This is a genomic window from Kosakonia sp. S42, assembly GCF_016624785.1.
Classification (GTDB): Bacteria; Pseudomonadota; Gammaproteobacteria; order Enterobacterales; family Enterobacteriaceae; genus Kosakonia; species Kosakonia cowanii.
In genome coordinates, this window is the sequence record NZ_JACVTW010000038.1 from 1 (window position 1) to 21,635 (window position 21,635).

Annotated in this window: 20 protein-coding genes and 1 riboswitch; of the genes, 12 read left to right on the forward strand and 8 right to left on the reverse strand. The window is 57.9% G+C overall.

Annotated elements, in window-relative coordinates:
- The first annotated feature begins 319 nt into the window (after positions 1–319).
- Both purH and purD read left to right on the forward strand, forming a co-directional pair.
- A complete protein-coding gene (gene purH / locus IAE50_RS22900; protein WP_200581422.1) occupies positions 320–1,909 on the forward strand; it encodes a bifunctional phosphoribosylaminoimidazolecarboxamide formyltransferase/IMP cyclohydrolase in 1,590 nt (529 codons plus the stop codon).
- 15 nt (positions 1,910–1,924) lie between these two features.
- On the forward strand, positions 1,925–3,220 hold the full coding sequence (gene purD / locus IAE50_RS22905) for a phosphoribosylamine--glycine ligase (protein ID WP_200581423.1): 1,296 nt from the start codon (positions 1,925–1,927) through the stop codon (positions 3,218–3,220).
- 321 nt (positions 3,221–3,541) lie between these two features.
- On the opposite strand, the gene IAE50_RS22910 is transcribed toward purD, so the two are convergent.
- The 6 genes from IAE50_RS22910 to nudC form a co-directional block, all read right to left on the reverse strand.
- Positions 3,542–4,234 (reverse strand): DUF1481 domain-containing protein, encoded by a 693-nt coding sequence (locus IAE50_RS22910; protein WP_180344366.1) that lies wholly within the window; start codon positions 4,232–4,234, stop codon positions 3,542–3,544.
- A gap of 12 nt (positions 4,235–4,246) precedes the next feature.
- The gene (gene hupA / locus IAE50_RS22915) at positions 4,247–4,519 is read right to left on the reverse strand and encodes a nucleoid-associated protein HU-alpha (protein WP_002884342.1); all 273 of its coding nucleotides are present in this window, start codon (positions 4,517–4,519) and stop codon (positions 4,247–4,249) included.
- 186 nt (positions 4,520–4,705) lie between these two features.
- A complete protein-coding gene (locus tag IAE50_RS22920; RefSeq protein WP_023479398.1) occupies positions 4,706–5,296 on the reverse strand; it encodes a YjaG family protein in 591 nt (196 codons plus the stop codon).
- Between the two features lie 33 nt (positions 5,297–5,329).
- The gene (gene nfi, locus IAE50_RS22925) at positions 5,330–6,010 is read right to left on the reverse strand and encodes a deoxyribonuclease V (protein WP_034812663.1); all 681 of its coding nucleotides are present in this window, start codon (positions 6,008–6,010) and stop codon (positions 5,330–5,332) included.
- 9 nt (positions 6,011–6,019) lie between these two features.
- Positions 6,020–7,084 carry a uroporphyrinogen decarboxylase gene (gene hemE / locus IAE50_RS22930; protein WP_023479397.1) on the reverse strand — a complete coding sequence of 355 codons (1,065 nt, stop codon included), beginning with the start codon at positions 7,082–7,084 and terminating at the stop codon, positions 6,020–6,022.
- Positions 7,085–7,123: 39 nt separating this feature from the next.
- Positions 7,124–7,897 (reverse strand): NAD(+) diphosphatase, encoded by a 774-nt coding sequence (gene nudC, locus IAE50_RS22935; RefSeq protein ID WP_200581424.1) that lies wholly within the window; start codon positions 7,895–7,897, stop codon positions 7,124–7,126.
- A 79-nt stretch (positions 7,898–7,976) separates the two neighbouring features.
- Between nudC and IAE50_RS22940 the strand changes: the two genes are divergently transcribed.
- The 10 genes from IAE50_RS22940 (at position 7,977) to IAE50_RS22985 (ending at position 16,278) form a co-directional block, all read left to right on the forward strand.
- The gene (locus IAE50_RS22940; protein ID WP_042716095.1) at positions 7,977–8,480 is read left to right on the forward strand and encodes an Rsd/AlgQ family anti-sigma factor; all 504 of its coding nucleotides are present in this window, start codon (positions 7,977–7,979) and stop codon (positions 8,478–8,480) included.
- Between the two features lie 54 nt (positions 8,481–8,534).
- A riboswitch (TPP riboswitch) is annotated at positions 8,535–8,671 on the forward strand.
- A gap of 83 nt (positions 8,672–8,754) precedes the next feature.
- Positions 8,755–10,650, forward strand: coding sequence for a phosphomethylpyrimidine synthase ThiC (gene thiC, locus IAE50_RS22945; RefSeq protein ID WP_200581425.1), 1,896 nt, complete (start codon positions 8,755–8,757; stop codon positions 10,648–10,650).
- Positions 10,650–11,285: a thiamine phosphate synthase gene (gene thiE / locus IAE50_RS22950; RefSeq protein ID WP_200581426.1), complete on the forward strand. Its 636-nt coding sequence runs from the start codon at positions 10,650–10,652 to the stop codon at positions 11,283–11,285. The genes thiC and thiE overlap by 1 nt, the downstream gene beginning before the upstream one ends.
- Positions 11,278–12,033: a HesA/MoeB/ThiF family protein gene (locus IAE50_RS22955; RefSeq protein ID WP_200581427.1), complete on the forward strand. Its 756-nt coding sequence runs from the start codon at positions 11,278–11,280 to the stop codon at positions 12,031–12,033. The genes thiE and IAE50_RS22955 overlap by 8 nt, the downstream gene beginning before the upstream one ends.
- Positions 12,017–12,217 carry a sulfur carrier protein ThiS gene (gene thiS, locus IAE50_RS22960; RefSeq protein ID WP_200581428.1) on the forward strand — a complete coding sequence of 67 codons (201 nt, stop codon included), beginning with the start codon at positions 12,017–12,019 and terminating at the stop codon, positions 12,215–12,217. The genes IAE50_RS22955 and thiS overlap by 17 nt, the downstream gene beginning before the upstream one ends.
- Position 12,218: 1 nt before the next feature.
- On the forward strand, positions 12,219–12,989 hold the full coding sequence (gene thiG / locus IAE50_RS22965) for a thiazole synthase (RefSeq protein WP_200581429.1): 771 nt from the start codon (positions 12,219–12,221) through the stop codon (positions 12,987–12,989).
- Positions 12,986–14,140: a 2-iminoacetate synthase ThiH gene (gene thiH, locus IAE50_RS22970; RefSeq protein WP_200581430.1), complete on the forward strand. Its 1,155-nt coding sequence runs from the start codon at positions 12,986–12,988 to the stop codon at positions 14,138–14,140. Before thiG ends, thiH begins: the two co-directional genes overlap by 4 nt.
- A gap of 336 nt (positions 14,141–14,476) precedes the next feature.
- Entirely contained in the window at positions 14,477–14,782 is a 306-nt protein-coding gene (locus IAE50_RS22975; protein WP_023479403.1) for a PTS sugar transporter subunit IIB, read from the forward strand.
- Positions 14,783–14,786: 4 nt separating this feature from the next.
- Entirely contained in the window at positions 14,787–15,104 is a 318-nt protein-coding gene (locus IAE50_RS22980; protein WP_023479392.1) for a PTS lactose/cellobiose transporter subunit IIA, read from the forward strand.
- Between the two features lie 136 nt (positions 15,105–15,240).
- A complete protein-coding gene (locus IAE50_RS22985) occupies positions 15,241–16,278 on the forward strand; it encodes an AraC family transcriptional regulator (protein WP_200581431.1) in 1,038 nt (345 codons plus the stop codon).
- On the opposite strand, the gene IAE50_RS22990 is transcribed toward IAE50_RS22985, so the two are convergent.
- Together IAE50_RS22990 and rpoC are read right to left on the reverse strand one after the other, a co-directional pair.
- Positions 16,208–17,269: an alpha/beta fold hydrolase gene (locus IAE50_RS22990; RefSeq protein ID WP_200581432.1), complete on the reverse strand. Its 1,062-nt coding sequence runs from the start codon at positions 17,267–17,269 to the stop codon at positions 16,208–16,210. The two genes, IAE50_RS22985 and IAE50_RS22990, sit on opposite strands and share 71 nt — an antisense overlap.
- A 142-nt stretch (positions 17,270–17,411) precedes the next feature.
- Complete coding sequence (gene rpoC, locus IAE50_RS22995) at positions 17,412–21,635, reverse strand: DNA-directed RNA polymerase subunit beta' (protein ID WP_023479382.1); 4,224 nt, start codon at positions 21,633–21,635, stop codon at positions 17,412–17,414.

The following is a 21,635-nucleotide window of genomic DNA, read 5'->3' on the forward strand; positions in this document are numbered from 1 at the left end:
GCAAGCTGTTGTTTGCTTAGCGCCGTGTCGATGGAGGCGCATTATAGGGAGTTCTCCGCACCCCGCAATAGAAAAATGACATAAAAATGACTGACTGCTGCATTCCACAGCAAAAGCCGCCCTTATACGCATTTACACACAGAGTTATCCACAAACCGCCAAAAGTGGAAAAATTCCCGAGCGTTGCGCAAACGTTTTCGTTACAATGCCCGCGCAAAATTAATCCGCCCTGCCTGGGGTGTTAGCTGAATCTTCCCATAATAAAGAAGCGAAAATTCAGCTAACGCTCTCTGTTAAAGTCAAATCCAGGGGATTTACCATGCAACAACCTCGTCCAGTCCGCCGCGCCCTGCTCAGTGTTTCTGATAAGGCCGGTATCGTCGAATTCGCCCAGGCGCTCTCACAGCGTGGCGTCGAACTGCTCTCTACCGGCGGAACCGCTCGTCTGCTGGCAGATAAAGGCCTGCCGGTGACCGAAGTCTCCGACTACACCGGTTTCCCGGAAATGATGGATGGACGCGTAAAAACCCTGCACCCGAAAGTGCACGGCGGCATTCTCGGCCGTCGCGGCCAGGATGATGACATCATGGCGCAGCACGCCATCGCCCCAATCGATATGGTGGTGGTCAACCTCTACCCCTTCGCCCAGACCGTTGCCCGTGAAGGGTGCTCGCTGGAAGACGCCGTTGAGAATATCGATATCGGCGGCCCGACCATGGTGCGCTCCGCCGCGAAGAACCATAAAGATGTCGCCATCGTGGTTAAGAGCAGCGACTACACCACCATCATTAATGAAATGGATGCCAACGACGGCTCGCTGACGCTGGAAACCCGTTTCGACCTCGCGATCAAAGCCTTTGAGCACACCGCCGCTTACGACAGCATGATCGCCAACTACTTCGGCAGCCTGGTGCCCGCCTATCATGGTGAGAGCAAAGAGCCAGCTGGCCGCTTCCCGCGCACGCTGAACCTCAACTTCATTAAGAAGCAGGATATGCGCTACGGTGAAAACAGCCACCAGCATGCTGCCTTCTATATAGAAGAAGAGATCAAAGAGGCTTCCGTTGCCACCGCGCAGCAACTGCAGGGCAAAGCGCTCTCCTATAACAACATCGCCGATACCGACGCGGCGCTGGAGTGCGTGAAAGAGTTTGATGAGCCCGCCTGCGTGATTGTGAAACACGCCAACCCGTGCGGTGTTGCCGTCGGCGGTTCAATTCTTGATGCGTACGATCGCGCTTATAAAACCGACCCAACCTCAGCGTTCGGCGGCATTATCGCTTTCAACCGCGAGCTGGATGCTGAAACGGCGCAGGCCATTATCTCCCGCCAGTTTGTGGAAGTGATTATCGCCCCTTCTGCCACTCAGGAAGCGCTGAGCATTACCGCCGCCAAACAGAACGTCCGCGTACTGGTCTGCGGCCAGTGGGCAACGCGCGTATCGGGCCTCGATTTCAAACGCGTTAATGGCGGCCTGCTGGTTCAGGATCGCGACCTGGGCATGGTAACCACCAACGAGCTGCGTGTGGTCAGCAAGCGCCAGCCGACCGAGCAGGAGCTGCGCGATGCGCTGTTCTGCTGGAAGGTAGCGAAGTTCGTTAAATCCAACGCCATTGTCTATGCCAAAGAGAACATGACCATCGGTATCGGCGCAGGCCAGATGAGCCGTGTCTACTCTGCCAAGATCGCCGGTATCAAAGCCGCTGACGAAGGGCTGGAAGTGAAAGGTTCCGCAATGGCTTCTGACGCCTTCTTCCCGTTCCGGGATGGTATTGATGCCGCCGCCGCTGTCGGCGTGAGCTGCGTTATCCAGCCGGGCGGATCTATCCGCGATGACGAAGTGATTGCCGCCGCTGACGAGCACGGCATCGCGATGATCTTCACCGACATGCGTCACTTCCGCCATTAATCTACGGAGCAGAGAATGAAAGTATTAGTGATTGGTAACGGCGGGCGCGAACACGCGCTGGCCTGGAAAGCTGCCCAGTCTAAACGGGTTGAAACTGTCTTTGTCGCACCGGGTAACGCAGGCACAGCGCTGGAGCCGACGCTGCAAAACGTGGCGATTAGCGCAACGGATATTCCGGCGCTGGTTAATTTCGCCCAGAGCGAGAAGATCGATCTGACCATCGTCGGCCCGGAAGCGCCGCTGGTGATTGGCGTGGTTGATGCCTTTCGCGCGCAGGGGCTGAAAATTTTTGGCCCGACCCAAGGCGCGGCACAGCTGGAGGGCTCCAAAGCCTTCACCAAAGATTTCCTCGCCCGCCACAATATTCCGACGGCGGAGTACCAGAACTTTACCGAGGTAGAGCCAGCGCTGGCTTACCTGCGCGAGAAAGGCGCGCCGATTGTCATCAAAGCTGACGGTCTGGCAGCCGGTAAAGGGGTGATTGTCGCCATGACGCTGGAAGAGGCGGAAGCGGCAGTCAACGATATGCTCGCCGGTAACGCCTTTGGCGATGCGGGCCACCGCATTGTGATTGAGGAGTTTCTCGACGGCGAAGAGGCGAGCTTTATTGTGATGGTCGACGGCGAGCATGTGCTGCCGATGGCAACCAGCCAGGATCACAAACGCGTCGGCGACGGCGATACCGGCCCGAATACCGGCGGTATGGGCGCGTACTCCCCGGCGCCGGTGGTGACCGATGAAGTCCACCAGCGGGCAATGGACCAGGTCATCTGGCCAACCGTACGCGGCATGGCGGCAGAAGGGAATACCTACACCGGTTTCCTCTATGCCGGGCTGATGATCGATAAGCAGGGCAACCCGAAGGTGATCGAGTTCAACTGCCGCTTTGGCGACCCGGAGACGCAGCCGATTATGCTGCGCCTGCAATCAGACCTGGTAGAGCTCTGCCTGGCAGCCTGTGACGGCAAGCTGGATGAGAAAGTCTCGAAATGGGATGCGCGCGCGTCGCTTGGTGTGGTGATGGCAGCCGGAGGCTATCCGGGTAACTATCGCACTGGAGATCAGATCCACGGCCTGCCGTTGGAAGAGGTTTCGGACGGGAAAGTATTCCACGCCGGTACCACGCTTGCTGACGACGATCGGGTGCTGACCAACGGCGGACGTGTGCTGTGCGTGACTGCGCTTGGCGACACCGTTGCCGAAGCGCAGCAGCGCGCTTATGCGCTGATGACCGATATCCACTGGGATGGCAGCTTTAGCCGCAGCGATATTGGTTACCGCGCGATTGCCCGCGAACAGGGCAACAAGTAGCACGCGCTTCACGGCCGGGTGGGATTTTGCTTACCCGGCCTTCAGAAGAGGTGTAATTGCCGGATGGCGCTCCGCTTATCCGGCCTACAAACCGTGCCGTGGTCATTACCGGGTGGCGCTCCGCTTATCCGGCCTACAAACCGTGCCGTGGGTATTGCCGGGTGGTGATTCGCTTATCCGGCCTACAAACCGTGCCGTGGGTATTGCCGGGTAGTGATTCGCTTACCCGGCCTACGGAACACACCTCACTGTCGTGAAAGCGCTTTTCGTAGGCCCGATAAGGCATCGCCGCCATCGGGCAACACACCGATGGCACCAACGCTAAAAATTCTTCTCTGTCGGCTGCCAGTGACAGAAATCCTCATTCGCCACCAGCAACAGCTGTGCCCCTTCCGGCGCTTCCAGCCACGCCACGCTCACCGCCAGCGATGAACGGCTTTGGCGCTGCGCAATATGGTTTAACGCCCACGTATCAAGCTCTGGCTTCACGGTCTGCCCTTCGCAGGTCTGCACCGTGTTATTTGCCTGCCACCGCCCCTGACGCAACACAACCCGTCCCTGACGCAGCGCATCGCTGGTCTGGCGGATCTGTTCAGCGCGGTAGCGATAAAGCGCAATCTGGTCGCTGGAGAGCTGCTGCTTCTGGCCGTTCACTTCGCGCTGCATAAAGCTCAACTCGCCGCGATCGTCAAAACGCACGCGAATATGCTCAGGCGGGTTGGCGTAGATATTGAGTTCGATAAGGGTTAGCGCATCGCCTTGCCAGCGATACTCAGCTAAAGAGGTGTTTCCGCGGTGCCACGGGCTAAATGCGGAGAGCAGGTGGGTCTCACCGCCTGAATCTTTACGCCAGATGCGTATTGCGCCCTGATCGCCGGCGAAACCGCTGGCGGTAAAGGGCGGCAATGACGAATCGTGGCTACAGGCGGCAAGCAGCAGTGCGCCGACCAGCAAAAGCGGGCGACGCCAGTATGACAAAAGGGGCGTTACCGCCCCTTCGACAAAACTGTTCACTGCCATGCTGTCTTACTTAACAGCGTCTTTCAGTGCTTTGCCAGAAACAAATGCCGGCACGTTAGCTGCGGCGATTTTGATTTCTTTACCGGTCTGCGGGTTGCGGCCAGTACGCTCAGCGCGGTGGTTCACTTTGAAAGTGCCGAAACCAACCAGTTGTACCGCATCGCCTTCTTTCAGAGACTCAGTAATGGCAGCCAGGGTGGATTCCAGTGCAGCTTTCGCTTGCGCTTTAGACAGATCAGCCTTGTCTGCAATTACATCAATCAGTTGAGTCTTGTTCATAAGTTATCCTTTCAATGTGTTTATCGCTTGCTAAGCATCGAGTGCGACGGAAATGCCTCAAAAGCACTCTCCTGCATACACGCACCGATAGCCACTTTTTTTCGCCCCCCAAATGTAGACCAGACGGGGGTCAGAAGGGAAGCCTTCAGGCGCGACAAAACAGGCCTTAAATCACGTTTTATTGTCTCATTGCTGCAAATTTATACCGATATTACTCTCGCCAGCCTCGCGCAGGTCTGCGCGCAAGCCTTTGATCAGGTCAATGTCGCGCTCTTCGCAGGCGGCCAAAAGGCGGAAAATCTCCCACTGAATGTCCCATTCCTGCTCTACAGCGGGGTTGAGACCCAGCTCTTCATCGGTCATTTCGCGGCCCTGCTGCGTCATTTCCAGCATCGCGACGGTGGTGATCGAGGTCTTGCTGACCTCAATAGCGTGTTCCAGCGTTTCACCGCTCAGACGCGAATGAATCAACTCGCTCAGCGCTACACAGGCGTCAATCGCCGGGTAGACACCGTAGAGATCGTAATCCTCTGCGGCGGGGATCCCCTCTTCCAGCTTCTCAAGCTGGCTGTCGAAATTGACCTTCGCATCTTTGACGGTCTCTGTTTCCCACACCAGGTCAAGGATACGGCGATAGAGCTGCGCATCGCCAAAGCCGGTCTGGCGGCAGAACAGCGCATAGTTGGGGTACATGCGCTCGCACAGACAGGCCATGAAAACAACGTGCTGCCAGCTTTCCTGCTTTTCCAGTCGCAGATGAATCGGGTTTTGTAACATGATCGCTTCTCAAAAACGGTAATGCGCCGCAGTTTACCCGATATCGCGCTGAATTGCCTGCCATCGCGCAAAGGCGGGGCGACCCGATGCCACGGCGTCTGCCCAGCGCGTTGGCTCCGGCAAGCGGTAGCCCTTCATGCAGCGCTGCACCCACGCCAGCGCAGTATCCTGGCTGACGCGATGGCCGGTAGCGACAAAGAGCGGATTACAGCGCGCTTTACTGCGCCATACCCATGCCAGCTGTTCGCCTTTATCCATCAGCGGCGACAGCGCACCGGGCTCATCGGCCAGGGGTTCGAACTTCCCGCACAGCCGTTTTTTCGCCACGCCGATGGTCGGCACATCCACCAGCAGGCCAAAATGGCTGGCAACGCCAAGACGGCGCGGATGGGAGATCCCATGCCCGTCGACAAAGAGTAAATCGGGTTTTTGCGACAGCATCTCCCACGCCGCCAGCAGCGCGGGATACTCACGAAATGAGAGGAAGCCGGGAATATAGGGCATGGTGGTGGCGATACGCGCCACCTGATACTCAACCAGCTCAAGCGAAGGCCAGGTGAGCAGCACCATTGCCGCCCGCGTCACTTCGCCACCCTGCTCGAAACCGACATCCGCCCCGCCGATCAATGTCGGCGGATCTTTATCAAGACGATCCTCGCGGATCACGGAAGAGGCCAGTTCAAGTTGTTGTGCGCGTAGCGACGCGAGATCCATATTCACTCCTTATTGATGCCAGGGGGCCGACAGACGGTGAACCGCCTCGACAAATACTCCTGCATGTTCCGGCGGGACATCCTGGTGGATGCCGTGACCGAGGTTAAATACATGGCCTTCGCCTTTGCCAAAGCCAGAGAGAATTGTAGACACTTCTTCCTCAATGCGTGCAGGCGGCGCATAAAGCATGGAGGGATCCATGTTGCCCTGCAGCGCCACTTTGTCGCCAACGCGACGCCGCGCATCGCCAATATCGGTGGTCCAGTCGAGGCCGAGCGCGTCGCAGCCGGTCGCCGCCATCGCTTCCAGCCACTGGCCGCCGCCTTTGGTAAACAGGGTCACCGGCACGCGACGCCCCTCGTTTTCACGCAGCAGGCCATCGACGATTTTATGCATGTAGTAGAGAGAGAACTGCTGATAGTCGCGCCCGGTCAGCACGCCGCCCCAGGTGTCGAAAATCATCACCGACTGTGCGCCGGCGCGGATCTGCGCGTTGAGATAGGAGGTGACGCTCTGCGCCAGCTTATCCAGCAGTGCATGCAGCACCAGCGGCTCGGCGTACATCATCTTTTTGATTTTAGTGAACGCTTTGCTGCTGCCGCCTTCAATCATGTAGGTCGCCAGCGTCCACGGGCTGCCGGAGAAGCCAATCAGCGGCACTTCGCCTTTCAGTTCACGGCGGATAGTGCGCACGGCGTTCATCACGTAACCCAGCTCATCCTCCGGGTCCGGCACCGGCAGCTTGTCCACATCCGCTTTACAGGTGATGGGATGGCTAAAACGCGGCCCTTCACCGGCTTCGAAATAGAGCCCCAGCCCCATCGCATCCGGCACCGTCAGGATATCGGAGAAGAGGATCGCCGCATCCAGCTTGTAGCGGCGCAGCGGCTGCATCGTCACTTCACAGGCCAGCTCCGCATTGCGGCACAACGACATAAAGTCGCCGGCTTGCGCACGGGTCGCCTTATATTCCGGCAAATAGCGGCCTGCCTGGCGCATCATCCATACCGGCGTCATATCTACTGGCTGGCGCTGAAGCGCGCGCAGGTAACGATCGTTTTTCAGTTCGGTCATTGTCAGTTCCTCAAGCGTCAGGCCGCCAGTATATACACCTTATTCGCTCTCTGCCCGACACATCGCCACGGTATCCTCGATCAGGCGGCGCGCGACGGTACCCGGCGGCGGAAGCAGCGGCAGGTCGTCATAGCGATACCAGCCGGCATCGATCAGCTCTTTGGTATCAATGACGATATCGCCGCTCTCGTACTCGGCCATAAACGCCGTCATTAATGATTGCGGGAAGGGCCACGGCTGGGAGGTGACATAACGCAGGTTCTTGATTTTAATCCCGCTCTCCTCCATCACCTCGCGCGCTACCGCCTGCTCCAGCGTCTCGCCGACTTCAACAAATCCGGCCAGCACGGTATACACGCCATTACGATGACGCGTATGCTGGGCAAGTAGCAGGCTGTCATCGCGGCGAATAGCGACAATAATGCAGGGGGCAATTTGTGGATAGTAGCGTTCCCGGCAGTGGTCGCAGAGCAACGCCCATTCGGTTTTGCTGGGGTGCATGGTGTGCCCACAGTAGCCGCAAAACTTATGCGATCGGTAAAACTCGGCCAGCTGCACGCCGCGCCCGGCTAACTGGAACAGCGCGGTATCCTGATCGATCAGTAAACGTACCGATCCCATCTCGCTGGAGCGCTGTTGGCGAACAAGCCAGACGCTCTCTCCCTGCCATTCGCCGATAATTTGCGCGGGTTGACCCACAAGATCGAAATTTCCTGCCTCTCCATGTGGTAATTCTCCAGCGGGCAACCATAATTTTTGTTCATGGCTGACTATCCACCAGCCACGGTGATGAGCTTCAAGAGTTTGTACCATTGCGCGACCTTAGCTTCACTGGCATGTTATTAACATTATTATTACATCATTTTTAATCTTACATTTTGCGGAGTCATTTATGCTGAACCAGTTAGAAAGCCTGACAGAACGACTGGGGGGAAGTAACAAGCTTATCGATTTCTGGCTCAACGAACGTAAGCAGCTTCTCATCTCCTATTACAACCTGGTGGGGATCAAGCCGGGCAAAGGGTCGTACATGCAGCTTAACGAAAAAGCGCTGGATGATTTTTGCCATAACCTGGTTGAATACCTTTCCGCCGGTCATTTCACTATTTATGAACGCATCATCAATGAAATGGAAGGCGCCAGCCCACTTTTAGCGGCGACTCAGCTCTATCCGCAGCTTGAAGCCAATACCGTTGAAATCATGAAACATTATGATTCCAGCCTCGAACAGTCTATCGATGATGACAACTGCATGGAGTTCCAGCAGTCCCTCTCAGACATCGGTGAAGCGCTGGCGGCGCGTTTTACGCTGGAAGATCAGCTGATCACGCTGGCGTTCGATAACCACCTCAGCGAAAGCGCCAATGATGAAACCGGGATGGCGCGCCCGGCTTGAGTTCTTAACCAATAACGCGTAGTTTAAAAAACAGTCCCCCGCTTCGGGCGGGGGTTTTTCTTGTCGGAGTGCCACTCTTTTACACCCACGCTTTCTGAAAGCTGAGGTGTAAAAAGGCTGAGACCGTTAATTCGGGATCCGCGGAACCTGATCAGGCTAATACCTGCGAAGGGAACAAGAGTAATCCATCCACCACACCACCCTCACGGGCGGTTTGCTGCCATTACTCCATCCGTCGTCTGACAAGCCATCTCCTTTAACACTGGAATGAGCTATGTCTACTACTCAATATTCACGCCGTGAACAACGCGCCCAGGCGCAACACTTTATCGATACGCTGGAAGGCACCGCTTTCCCCAACTCCCGTCGCATCTACCTCACCGGCTCACAGCCCGATATTCGTGTGCCAATGCGCGAAATCCAGCTCAGCCCGACGCTGGTCGGCGGTGCCAAAACCGCCCCGCAGTATGAAGAGAACGAAGCGGTGCCGGTGTATGACACCTTCGGCCCGTATGGCGATCCGGCGATCGCCATTGATGTGCAACAGGGGCTGGCGAAGCTGCGCGCAGCGTGGATCGCCGCCCGCGATGACAGCGAAGAGCTAGACCATCGCAGTTCGGCCTATACCAACCAACGCCTGGCGGATGACGGCCTTGATGCACTGCGTTTTAGCGGCCTGCTGACGCCGCGTCGCGCCAAAGCGGGTAGATGCGTGACGCAGCTGCACTATGCCCGTTTGGGCATCATTACCCCCGAAATGGAGTTCATCGCCCTGCGAGAAAATATGGGGCGTGAGCGCATTCGCAGTGAAGTATTGCGTCGCCAGCACTCTGGAGAAGGGTTTGGCGCGCGGCTGCCCGAAAACATTACGCCAGAGTTTGTCCGCGCTGAAGTGGCGGCGGGCCGGGCCATCATTCCCGCCAACATCAACCATCCTGAATCAGAGCCGATGATCATTGGTCGCAACTTCCTGGTGAAGGTAAACGCCAATATCGGTAACTCCGCCGTCACCTCATCAATTGAAGAAGAGGTGGAGAAGCTGGTGTGGTCAACCCGCTGGGGCGCGGATACGGTGATGGATCTCTCCACCGGTCGCTACATTCATGAAACCCGCGAGTGGATCCTGCGTAACAGCCCGGTGCCGATCGGCACCGTTCCGATCTACCAGGCGCTGGAGAAGGTCAACGGGATCGCCGAAGATCTCAGTTGGTCAGTGTTCCGCGACACCCTGCTGGAGCAGGCGGAACAGGGAGTCGACTACTTCACCATCCATGCCGGTGTGCTGCTGCGCTATGTGCCGATGACCGCGCAGCGCCTGACGGGCATTGTCTCGCGCGGCGGCTCAATCATGGCGAAGTGGTGCCTTTCGCACCATCAGGAGAACTTCCTCTATACCCATTTCCGCGAGATCTGCGAGATTTGCGCCGCCTACGACGTCTCTCTCTCTTTGGGAGACGGCCTGCGCCCGGGATCGATTCAGGACGCCAATGACGAAGCGCAATTCGCCGAGCTGCATACGCTGGGTGAACTGACCAAAATCGCCTGGGAGTATGACGTGCAGGTGATGATTGAAGGCCCTGGCCATGTGCCGATGCAGATGATCCGCCGCAATATGACCGAAGAGCTGGAGAGCTGCCACGAAGCGCCCTTCTACACTCTTGGGCCGCTCACCACCGATATCGCGCCGGGCTATGACCACTTCACCTCCGGCATCGGCGCGGCAATGATTGGCTGGTTTGGCTGCGCGATGCTCTGCTATGTCACGCCGAAAGAGCACCTCGGCTTGCCGAACAAAGAGGATGTCAAACAGGGGCTGATTACCTACAAAATCGCCGCCCACGCTGCGGATCTGGCCAAAGGCCACCCTGGCGCGCAGATCCGCGATAACGCCATGTCGAAAGCGCGATTTGAGTTCCGCTGGGAAGATCAGTTTAACCTCGCCCTCGACCCCTTCACCGCCCGCGCCTATCACGATGAAACCCTGCCGCAAGAGTCGGGCAAAGTGGCGCACTTCTGCTCGATGTGCGGGCCGAAATTCTGCTCGATGAAGATTTCTCAGGAGGTACGTGACTACGCCGCTGCGCAGAGCATCGATGCGGGCATGGCGGATAAAGCCAGCGACTTCCGCGCCCGCGGCGGGGAGATCTACCTGAAACAGGAGGAGGCGTAATGTACCAGCCTGATTTCCCGCCGGTGCCCTTTCGCCTCGGGCTCTATCCGGTGGTCGATAGCGTGGAGTGGATCGCCCGCCTGCTGGATGCAGGCGTACGCACCCTGCAACTGCGTATCAAAGATAAGCGCGACGAAGAGGTGGAAGCGGACGTGATGGCCGCTATTGCCCTTGCGCGCCGCTACAACGCGCGGCTGTTTATCAATGATTACTGGCGGCTGGCGATTAAACACCAGGCCTACGGCGTGCATCTCGGTCAGGAGGATCTGGCCACTACCGACTTAACCGCCATTCGCCAGGCCGGGCTGCGGCTCGGCCTCTCAACCCATGATGATATGGAAATTGACGTCGCGCTGGCGGCGCGCCCCTCCTATATCGCCCTTGGGCACGTTTTCCCGACGCAAACCAAGCAGATGCCCTCCGCTCCGCAGGGGCTGGCAACGCTTACGCGCCACGTTGCGCGGCTCGGCGACTATCCGACGGTGGCAATTGGCGGTATCAGCCTTTCGCGCGCGCCCGAGGTGCTGGCAACGGGCGTCGGCAGCATTGCCGTGGTGAGCGCCATTACCCAGGCGGATGAGTGGCAGCAGGCCACGCGGCAGCTGCTGGATCTCGCGGGGGTGGGCGATGAATGATCACGACTTTATGCGCTACAGCCGCCAGATCTTGCTGGAGGAGATCGCCATCGCCGGGCAGCAGAAGCTGCTTGATGGCCGGGTATTGATTGTCGGCCTTGGCGGTCTTGGCGCACCGGCCGCCGCCTACCTGGCGGGCGCGGGTGTCGGCATGCTGGTGCTGGCGGATGATGACGCCGTGCACCTGAGCAACCTGCAACGGCAGATCCTCTTTACCTCGCGCGATATCAACCAACCCAAAGCCACGGTGACAGCAGAGCGGCTGCATCAGCTCAACCCGGAGATTGAACTGGTCTCTCTCTCACAGCGGCTCAGCGGCGACGCGCTGCTTGAAGAGGTCTCGCGCGCCGATGTGGTGCTTGATTGCAGCGATAACATGCAGACCCGCCAGGCGATTAACGCCGCCTGCGTGGCGCGTAATACGCCGCTGGTTTCTGCCAGCGCCGTCGGCTTTGGCGGCCAGTTGCTGGTGCTCACCCCGCCCTGGGAGCAGGGCTGCTACCGCTGCTTGTGGCCCGATGAGCGCGAACCGGAACGCAACTGCCGCACGGCGGGCATTGTCGGCCCGGTGGTCGGCATTATGGGAGCGATGCAGGCGCTGGAAGCGATCAAGCTGTTAACCGGTATGCAGGCGACGCAGGGAGAGCTGCGGCTGTTTGACGCCCGCACCAACCTGTGGCGCACCCTCGCATTGCAGCGCGCCAGCACCTGCCCGATCTGCGGAGGGCATCATGCAAATACGCGTTAATGACGAACTGATGACCTGCGCGCAGGCGCTCAGCGTTGCCGACCTGCTTAAGGAGCTTGAACAGTTAAAGCCGGGCGTCGCGCTGGCGCTAAACGAGGCGATTCTGCCGCGCGAGCGCTGGGAAGAACAACATTTGCAGGATGGCGATTGCATCCTGCTGTTTCAGGTTATCGCAGGGGGTTGAGATGTTACGTATTGCAGATAAAACCTTTTCCTCACGCCTCTTTACCGGCACGGGAAAATTCGCCACGCCGCAGCTGATGGTGGAGTCAATTCAGGCGGCGGGCAGCGAGCTGGTGACGCTGGCAATGAAGCGCGTCGATTTACGCCAGCGCAATGACGCCATTTTGCAGCCGCTGATAGAGGCGGGCGTCACCCTGCTGCCAAACACTTCAGGCGCGAAAAATGCCGAAGAGGCGATCTTTGCCGCCCAGCTGGCGCGGGAAGCGCTGGGCACACACTGGCTGAAGCTGGAGATCCACCCCGATGCGCGCTGGCTGCTGCCGGACCCTATCGAAACCCTGCGCGCGGCAGAGAAGCTGGTGCAGAGCGGGTTTGTGGTGCTGCCCTACTGCGGCGCAGATCCGGTGTTATGCAAACGGCTGGAAGAGGTGGGGTGCGCAGCGGTAATGCCGCTCGGCGCGCCGATTGGCTCGAATCAGGGACTGGAGACCCGCGCCATGCTGGAGATCATCATTGAGCAGGCCAGAGTGCCGGTAGTGATCGATGCCGGCATCGGCGCACCAAGCCATGCCGCGCTGGCGCTGGAGATGGGCGCGGATGCGGTGCTGGTCAACACCGCCATCGCCGTCGCGGATGATCCGGTCGCCATGGCGCGCGCGTTTCGTCTGGCGGTGGAAGCCGGGGCACTGGCGCGTCGTGCCGTTCCGGGCGCCCGCCAACACTACGCCGCGGCCACCAGCCCGCTGACCGGCTTTCTGGAGACGCTGCAATGAATACCTTTACCGACCGCTGGCGGCAGCTGAACTGGGATGATATCCACCTGCGTATTCACAGCAAGACCACCGCTGACGTCGAGCGCGCGCTTAACGCCCGGCAAGTGACCCGCGACGATATGATGGCCCTGCTCTCCCCGGCGGCCAGCGAGCTGCTGGAACCACTGGCGCAGAAAGCGCAACGCCTGACCCGCCAGCGCTTTGGCAACACCGTCAGTTTTTATGTCCCGCTCTATCTGTCGAATCTCTGCGCCAATGACTGCACCTATTGCGGTTTCTCCATGAGCAACCATTTGAAGCGCAAAACGCTGGATGCGGAGGAGATCGCTCGCGAGTGCGCTGCCCTGCGTGAACTGGGGTTTGAGCATCTGCTGCTGGTCACCGGCGAGCATCAGGGAAAAGTAGGGATGGACTATTTTCGCCGCCATTTCCCCGCTATTCGCCGCCAGTTCGCCTCATTGCAGATGGAAGTGCAGCCGCTCTCCGAAGAGGAGTATCGTGAACTAAAAGGGCTCGGGCTGGATGGCGTGATGGTCTACCAGGAGACCTACCATGAGGCGCAGTATGCCCGGCATCATCTGCGCGGCAAAAAGCAGGACTTTTTCTGGCGGCTGGAGACGCCGGATCGCCTTGGCCGTGCGGGGATCGACAAGATCGGCCTCGGCGCGTTGATGGGGTTATCCGATAGCTGGCGCGTCGACTGCTATATGGTGGCAGAGCATCTGCTCTGGTTACAGCAGCACTACTGGCAGAGCCGCTACTCGGTGTCGTTTCCTCGCCTGCGCCCCTGCGCGGGCGGGATCGAACCGGCGTCAATCATGGACGAGAAACAACTGGTGCAGACCATCTGCGCGTTTCGCTTGTTGGCACCGGATACCGAGCTGTCGTTATCGACGCGGGAATCGCCGCACTTTCGCGATCATGTTATTCCCCTCGCCATCAACAATGTCAGTGCGTTTTCTAAAACGCAGCCCGGCGGCTATGCCGACGATCACCCGGAGCTGGAGCAGTTCTCGCCCCATGATGGACGTCGCCCGGAGGTGGTTGCCGATGCGCTAATCGCCCGTGGGCTGCAACCGGTGTGGAAAGACTGGGACAGCTGGCTGGGACGCGTGCCGCAAAAAAAGAGTAATACGCTGATAAACGGTTAATTTTCTTGCGGCCTGTTACGTAAAGTAAAATTCGGGCGCTGGCACCACAGCGCCCGCTGCGGCAACCTTGCTTCGTCAGCGTACACTGACCGGAGCGGGCGCCGTTCCCCTCTCCCGCTCCGCCCCCCTTTGGCAGGTACGCTGCTTATCACGCTGAAAAACAGCGCGGCCAACGACGGTCATGTAAGGAGTGAAACGAAGTGATGTCAGGTTGTAACCGGTTTCACCTTCGCTGCCCTTTCTTTGTGATGCCAGACACACAATCACCGTAAAGCGGTTGTTGAAGTCAACGCCGACGGATAATTATCAATTATCCCATCAACACCGAGGCTGACTATGAAAAACATCGTTTTATGCTGTGCAGCAGGTATGTCCACCAGCATGTTGGTGCAACGAATGAAAGACGCGGCGCAAAAGAAAGGCGTCGAGGTCACCATCAAAGCGGTTCCTGTTGCGGACTTTAAAGATGAAATTGCAACGGCAGATATCGTGTTGCTGGGGCCGCAGGTGAAGTATGAGCAGGCAAAACTGCAGGCGCAGGCCGAGCCGCTGGGCAAGAAGGTGGCGGTGATCGATATGATGGATTACGGCATGATGAAAGGCGATGTCGTACTGGAAAAAGCCCTTAAGCTGCTGGAGTGAGCGCGTGGAAGAGTTAGAAACCATCATTATGGAACTGCTGGTCAACGCCGGTGCGGCGCGCAGCCAGGCACTGACCGCGCTGCAGATGGCGCGTAAAGGCGATTTCGACGACGCGGAAAAAGCGATGGAGGAGTCACGCGAATTTGTTAAAGCCGCGCATAAAATCCAGACCCAGTTAATCGGTCTGGACGAAGGCACCGGTAAACTGCCGGTCAACCTGATCACCGTTCACTCTCAGGACCACCTGATGAACGCAATGGTCATCCAGGACCTGGCTGACGACCTGATTGAGATCTACCGCAGGCTTCCGCCGCGCGCTTAATATTCGCCTCACCATACGCATAGACGCCCGCTTTACCGGGCGTTTTTTATTGCTGCCAAAACGGTGAGGTGTATTCCGCGTCGTTTTATGGCACAACATGGCATTCGCCGATAGTAATGACCACCGCAGGTGCCTGATGCCCGCCATTCCCGTTCCTTTTTATACCCTCTCCCTGCTGCTGATGCTGCTGGCAAAGGTTTGGCTGCAACGCCCTTCCGGTTATCGCACCCTCGCCACCTTTATCACCGGCTGTGCGCTGCTGGTGCTGATGACGGCGCTGCGCTGGCAATTTGATGCGCTGATTTTGCGACACCTACAGTCGATGCTGGCGATTGCGCTGCCGCCGCTGGCATGGCGCTGTTTTGCCCGCGTCACCGATCAAAGCCGCACCTCTGAACGCCTTGCCTCGCTGCTGCCGCCTGTCATCGCGCTGGTGCTGAACCTGATTGCGCCAATCTCTACCGACATTGTTCTGATGCTGCTCTACATCGGTTACGGCGGCGCACTAATTTGGACCGCTTACCGGGGCGCGGATGCTTTTGTGCTGGCCCGGCTAACAGATGCGCGCAGCACCTCGGTGATGGCCTTTCTTGCCGGGGCGTTTCTCTGCTTTAGCGGCCTGACCGATGTGGCGATTATGCTCGATTTCGCCTGGTATGACGGCTTGCAGGCACCGCGCCTCGTCGCCCTCTCGCAGGCGATACTGCTGCCGTTTATCTGCCTCGCCATTCTCTACAGCGGCAAGAAAATCCCCGCCGCTGATGAAACACCGCTCATACCGCCAGCCGACGTACAAAGTGTGGAGGTGGATAGCGATCTGGCGGCGCTCTGCGAAAAGCTGGAGGCGCGCCTTACTGAACAGCAGCTGTTTCTCAATAGCGACCTGACGCTCGATCTGCTGGCGCGAAAATGGGTGATCCCTGCGCGCCAGATTTCGCGGGCGGTCAATGCGGTGCGCGGCTGCAATGTCTCACAGTGGATTAATGGCTTTCGCATTCACTATGCCCAACACCTGCTGCTCACCACCGATGCGTCCGTCACCAGCATCATGCTGGAGGCTGGCTTTGCTACCAAATCCAACTTCAACCGTGAGTTTGTGCGTATCAGCGGCGTGAGCCCGACGGAGTTTCGCCGCGCGGCGGGTAATCCAGCGCCTGTTGCAGAAAAGCCGTGATCGTGTCGCTAAGCCGCTGATGGATGTCAGCCCGGCTTAGCGAACCGCCATCCTCACACACAATCCCTTCGCCCGGATCCTGCGCCTCAATCAATGCTTTAGCGCCGGGCTTGCAGAGCTGCATAAAACTAAAGTGGGTTGCGCCCGTAACGCTTTGTGCCTGCTGCTTTGCCGCCGGAATGTCGTGTTGCAGATAGCCGGACTCCAGCCGGGCAGGTAACTCGTCGCTGTCGGCCTGCGCGGAGAGGATCAGCACCGGCACATTCAGTTGCGCGAGGCTCTCAGGTGTAAAGCCGCGTGCCAGCCCCAAATCCAGCGAAACAACGGCTTTGATCAGCGGCTCGCGCTGGCTCTCCATCAACGGAGCAGATGCCTCAGGACGATCGATGCCGAGGGTCGGGATGAGCTTACATCCCGACAGCGCGGGATGGCTTTTACAATCCGTTTGAAAACGTCCGGCATCGAAGCGCGCGCCTGCCAGCTCCATCACCGTCCAGCCGCCCAGCGAGTGCCCGATCGCGGCGATGCGCCGGGTGTCTACCTGGCCAGCAATAGCATGATCGCCAATCAGGTCATTCATTACGCGGCGCAGATCGCGCGGGCGCTGCCAGAGCTGCCAGGCATCCTGCTGCGCTTTATTGCGGGTGGTGGTGCCCGGATGATCGGGCGCGGCGACAATATACCCCTGCGCCGCCATGCGCTGCGCCAGCCAGTTAAGGTTGCGCCAGTTGCCGCCGTAACCGTGTGAAAGCAGCAATAAGGGATGTTTACCGGTTGCGGGCTGTGCGTTACGCAGAGCCGGTGTGCCGACAAAAACCGGGTTGTCGCCCACCGTTTCCGGAGTGCCGGTTTGTGTAGTGGGATACCAGATGGCGACATCGAGCGGGCGGGCTTTGTCCTCTTGCAGATGCAGCTGGCGGAAGGCGGTGTCGGCATGGGTTATGCCGCTCAGAAGAAGCGTAAAAGAGAGAATGAGTGTGCGTAAGGACATCATGCGTTCCTGATGGGTTAACAGAACGCTGAGTGTGCCCGTCCCTTGTGCGGCGGGCGTCCTGAAACGCGATCGAGGACCGGTTTAGCGGATTTCAGGCATAAAAAAACCCGCCGAAGCGGGTTTTTATGACGAGAAACGATTACTCGTTGTCGGAACCACCCAGACCTGCGTTCAGCAGTTCTGCAAGGCTCGCGGACGCGTCTTCCGCAGTGACCTGCGGTGCTGCCGGCAGTTCGCCAGCGGCGCGACGGCGCATACGATCCTGGTGGTACGCATAACCGGTACCGGCCGGGATCAGACGACCCACGATAACGTTCTCTTTCAGACCGCGCAGTTCGTCGCGTTTGCCCGCAACGGCTGCTTCGGTAAGCACACGAGTCGTCTCCTGGAACGATGCCGCGGAGATGAAGGACTCGGTCGCCAGAGACGCTTTGGTGATACCCAGCAGATCGCGTGCATAGGTTGCACTGATTTTGCCGTTCGATTCGAGATCGCGGTTAGCAATCTTGACGCGAGAGTATTCAACCTGCTCGCCTTCCAGGAACTCGGAGCTGCCCGCGTTCACAATGGTGGCTTTACGCAGCATCTGACGAACGATAACTTCGATGTGCTTATCGTTGATCTTAACGCCCTGCAGACGGTAAACGTCCTGTACTTCGTTGGTGATATAACGCGTTACCGCGTGTACGCCACGAAGACGCAGAATGTCGTGCGGTGCTTCCGGACCGTCGGAAACCACGTCACCACGTTCTACACGTTCACCTTCAAACACGTTGAGCTGACGCCATTTCGGGATCATCTCTTCGTACGGATCGCTACCGTCAACCGGCGTGATCACCAGACGGCGTTTCCCTTTGGTCTCTTTACCGAAGGAAATAATACCGCTGATTTCAGCCAGGATTGCCGGCTCTTTCGGACGACGAGCTTCGAACAGATCCGCAACGCGCGGCAGACCACCGGTAATATCCTTGGTACCGCCGGATTCCTGCGGAATACGTGCCAGGGTGTCACCGGAGCTGATCTGTACGCCATCTTCCAGCTGAACAATCGCTTTACCCGGCAGGAAGTACTGGGCAGGCATATCGGTGCCTGGGATCAGTACGTCGTTGCCATTGGCATCAACGATTTTCAGTGCCGGACGCAGGTCTTTACCGCCAGCGGTACGCTCTGCAGAGTCCAGAACCACCAGCGAAGAGAGACCGGTCAGTTCGTCTGTCTGACGGGTAATCGTCTGACCATCGATCATGTCGGTGAAGCGGATGAAACCAGCCACTTCGGTGATTACCGGCATGGTGTGCGGATCCCAGTTTGCAACGGTTTCACCGCCGGCAACCTGCTCGCCATCACCCTTCGCCATCACCGCACCGTAAGGCACTTTATAGCTCTCTTTGGTACGACCAAATTCGTCGATCAGTTTCAGCTCAGTGTTACGGGAGGTGACCACCAGCTTACCGCTGGAGTTAACAACCGACTTCGCATTGCTCAGACGGATGCTACCTTTGTTTTTCACCTGGATGCTGGATTCAGCAGCCGCACGCGATGCCGCACCACCGATGTGGAACGTACGCATCGTCAGCTGTGTACCCGGCTCACCGATGGACTGTGCTGCGATAACGCCGATTGCTTCACCTTTGTTGATGATGTGGCCACGCGCCAGGTCACGACCATAGCAGTGGGCGCACACACCAAAATCGGTGTCGCAAGATACAACGGAACGCACTTTAACGGAGTCGACAGAGTTCGCTTCCAGCAGGTCACACCACTGTTCGTGCAGCAGCGTGTTGCGCGGAACCAGAATGTCTGCGGTGCCCGGCTTCAGAATGTCTTCAGCGGTCACACGACCCAGAACGCGATCGCGCAGCGGCTCTTTAACATCGCCACCTTCGATAACCGGCGTCATGGTGATCCCTTCGAGGGTGCCACAATCGTCTTCGGTTACAACCAGATCCTGTGCCACGTCAACCAGACGACGGGTCAGGTAACCGGAGTTCGCGGTTTTCAGTGCGGTATCCGCCAGACCTTTACGCGCACCGTGCGTGGAGATGAAGTACTGGAGTACGTTCAGACCTTCACGGAAGTTCGCGGTGATCGGCGTTTCGATGATGGAGCCATCCGGCTTCGCCATCAGACCACGCATACCAGCAAGCTGACGAATCTGGGCTGCAGAACCACGCGCACCGGAGTCGGCCATCATGTAGATGCTGTTAAAGGAAACCTGCTGCTCTTCAACGCCGTCACGGTTAATAACGGTTTCAGTCTGCAGGTTATCCATCATCGCTTTGGATACGCGATCGTTCGCCGCGGCCCAAATATCGATAACTTTGTTATAGCGTTCGCCCGCGGTAACCAGACCAGACTGGAACTGCTCCTGGATCTCAGCAACTTCAGCTTCCGCTTCAGAGATGATCTCGTGTTTCTTCTCCGGGATGACCATGTCATCGATACCAACGGATGCACCTGAACGCGCTGCATAAGCAAAGCCGGTGTACATTGTCTGGTCAGCGAAGATAACGGTCGGCTTCAGACCCAGAATGCGGTAACAGGTGTTCAGCATTTTGGAGATCGCTTTCTTGCCCAGCGCCTGGTTGACGATGGAGAAAGGCAGACCTTTCGGTACGATCATCCACAGAATGGCACGGCCAACGGTCGTGTCTTTCAGGCTGGTGGTCGCAACGAACTCGCCGTTAGCATCTTTTTCATATTCGGTGATACGCACTTTAACGCGCGCATGCAGAGAGGCCAGGCCAGCGCGGTAAATACGCTCAGCTTCTTTCGGGCCAGTCAGCACCATGCCTTCGCCTTTGGCGTTAACACAGTCACGGGTCATGTAGTAGAGACCCAGTACAACGTCCTGAGACGGAACGATGATTGGTTCGCCGTTCGCCGGAGACAGGATGTTGTTGGTAGACATCATCAGCGCACGCGCTTCCAGCTGGGCTTCCAGCGTCAGCGGTACGTGAACAGCCATCTGGTCACCATCGAAGTCGGCGTTATATGCCGCACAAACCAGCGGGTGCAGCTGGATCGCTTTACCTTCGATCAGTACCGGTTCAAACGCCTGGATACCCAGACGGTGCAGTGTTGGTGCACGGTTCAGCAGTACCGGGTGTTCGCGGATAACTTCGTCCAGGATATCCCAAACGACAGCTTCTTCGCGCTCAACCATTTTCTTCGCGGCTTTGATGGTGGTGGCGAGGCCACGCAGTTCCAGCTTGCCGTAAATGAACGGTTTGAACAGCTCCAGCGCCATTTTCTTCGGCAGACCGCACTGATGCAGACGCAGGTATGGACCTACGGTGATTACAGAACGACCGGAGTAGTCAACACGCTTACCGAGCAGGTTCTGACGGAAACGACCCTGCTTACCTTTGATCATATCGGCCAAAGATTTCAGCGGACGTTTGTTGGAACCGGTGATCGCACGACCGCGACGGCCGTTATCCAGCAGGGCGTCGACCGCTTCCTGCAGCATACGTTTTTCGTTGCGTACGATGATGTCCGGCGCCGCCAGATCCAGCAGACGTTTCAGACGGTTGTTACGGTTGATCACGCGACGGTACAGATCGTTCAGATCCGACGTTGCGAAACGACCACCGTCCAGCGGAACCAGCGGACGCAGGTCCGGCGGCAGCACTGGCAGAACGGTCAGGATCATCCACTCCGGCTTGTTACCAGACTGTACGAACGCTTCCAGCAGCTTGATACGCTTGGTCAGCTTCTTACGTTTGGTTTCGGAGTTGGTTTCGTTCAGCTCTTCGCGCAGCTGTTCGCACTCTTGCTCCAGATCCATGCTTTTCAGCAGGGCCTGGATCGCTTCGGCGCCCATCTTCGCGTCAAATTCGTCACCGAACTCTTCCAGCGCGTCCAGATACTGCTCTTCAGTCAGGATCTGGTTACGTTCCAGGTTGGTCATCCCACCTTCGATAACCACATAGGATTCGAAGTAGAGAACGCGTTCGATATCACGCAGCGGCATATCCAGCAGCAGACCGATACGGGACGGCAGTGATTTCAGGAACCAAATGTGCGCGGTCGGGGAAGCCAGTTCGATGTGGCCCATGCGCTCACGACGCACTTTAGTCTGGGTCACTTCAACGCCGCACTTCTCACAGATCACACCGCGGTGTTTCAGGCGCTTGTACTTACCGCACAGGCACTCGTAATCTTTTACTGGCCCGAAAATACGCGCACAGAAAAGGCCGTCACGCTCAGGTTTGAACGTACGGTAGTTGATGGTTTCTGGCTTCTTAACTTCACCAAAAGACCATGAACGGATCATGTCTGGCGAAGCCAGAGCAATTTTGATCGCATCAAACTCTTCGGTTTTAGTTTGCGCTTTCAGAAACTTTAATAAGTCTTTCAC

Excerpts from the sequence above, each read along its gene's own strand:
- purH (WP_200581422.1), top strand. The coding sequence starts at position 320 with ATGCAACAACCTCGTCCAGTCCGCCGCGCCCTGCTCAGTGTTTCTGAT.
- purD (WP_200581423.1), top strand. The coding sequence starts at position 1,925 with ATGAAAGTATTAGTGATTGGTAACGGCGGGCGCGAACACGCGCTGGCC.
- hupA (WP_002884342.1), bottom strand. The coding sequence starts at position 4,519 with ATGAACAAGACTCAACTGATTGATGTAATTGCAGACAAGGCTGATCTG.
- IAE50_RS22920 (WP_023479398.1), bottom strand. The coding sequence starts at position 5,296 with ATGTTACAAAACCCGATTCATCTGCGACTGGAAAAGCAGGAAAGCTGG.
- nfi (WP_034812663.1), bottom strand. The coding sequence starts at position 6,010 with ATGGATCTCGCGTCGCTACGCGCACAACAACTTGAACTGGCCTCTTCC.
- hemE (WP_023479397.1), bottom strand. The coding sequence starts at position 7,084 with ATGACCGAACTGAAAAACGATCGTTACCTGCGCGCGCTTCAGCGCCAG.
- nudC (WP_200581424.1), bottom strand. The coding sequence starts at position 7,897 with ATGGTACAAACTCTTGAAGCTCATCACCGTGGCTGGTGGATAGTCAGC.
- IAE50_RS22940 (WP_042716095.1), top strand. The coding sequence starts at position 7,977 with ATGCTGAACCAGTTAGAAAGCCTGACAGAACGACTGGGGGGAAGTAAC.
- thiC (WP_200581425.1), top strand. The coding sequence starts at position 8,755 with ATGTCTACTACTCAATATTCACGCCGTGAACAACGCGCCCAGGCGCAA.
- thiE (WP_200581426.1), top strand. The coding sequence starts at position 10,650 with ATGTACCAGCCTGATTTCCCGCCGGTGCCCTTTCGCCTCGGGCTCTAT.
- IAE50_RS22955 (WP_200581427.1), top strand. The coding sequence starts at position 11,278 with ATGAATGATCACGACTTTATGCGCTACAGCCGCCAGATCTTGCTGGAG.
- thiS (WP_200581428.1), top strand. The coding sequence starts at position 12,017 with ATGCAAATACGCGTTAATGACGAACTGATGACCTGCGCGCAGGCGCTC.
- thiG (WP_200581429.1), top strand. The coding sequence starts at position 12,219 with ATGTTACGTATTGCAGATAAAACCTTTTCCTCACGCCTCTTTACCGGC.
- thiH (WP_200581430.1), top strand. The coding sequence starts at position 12,986 with ATGAATACCTTTACCGACCGCTGGCGGCAGCTGAACTGGGATGATATC.
- IAE50_RS22975 (WP_023479403.1), top strand. The coding sequence starts at position 14,477 with ATGAAAAACATCGTTTTATGCTGTGCAGCAGGTATGTCCACCAGCATG.
- IAE50_RS22985 (WP_200581431.1), top strand. The coding sequence starts at position 15,241 with ATGCCCGCCATTCCCGTTCCTTTTTATACCCTCTCCCTGCTGCTGATG.
- IAE50_RS22990 (WP_200581432.1), bottom strand. The coding sequence starts at position 17,269 with ATGTCCTTACGCACACTCATTCTCTCTTTTACGCTTCTTCTGAGCGGC.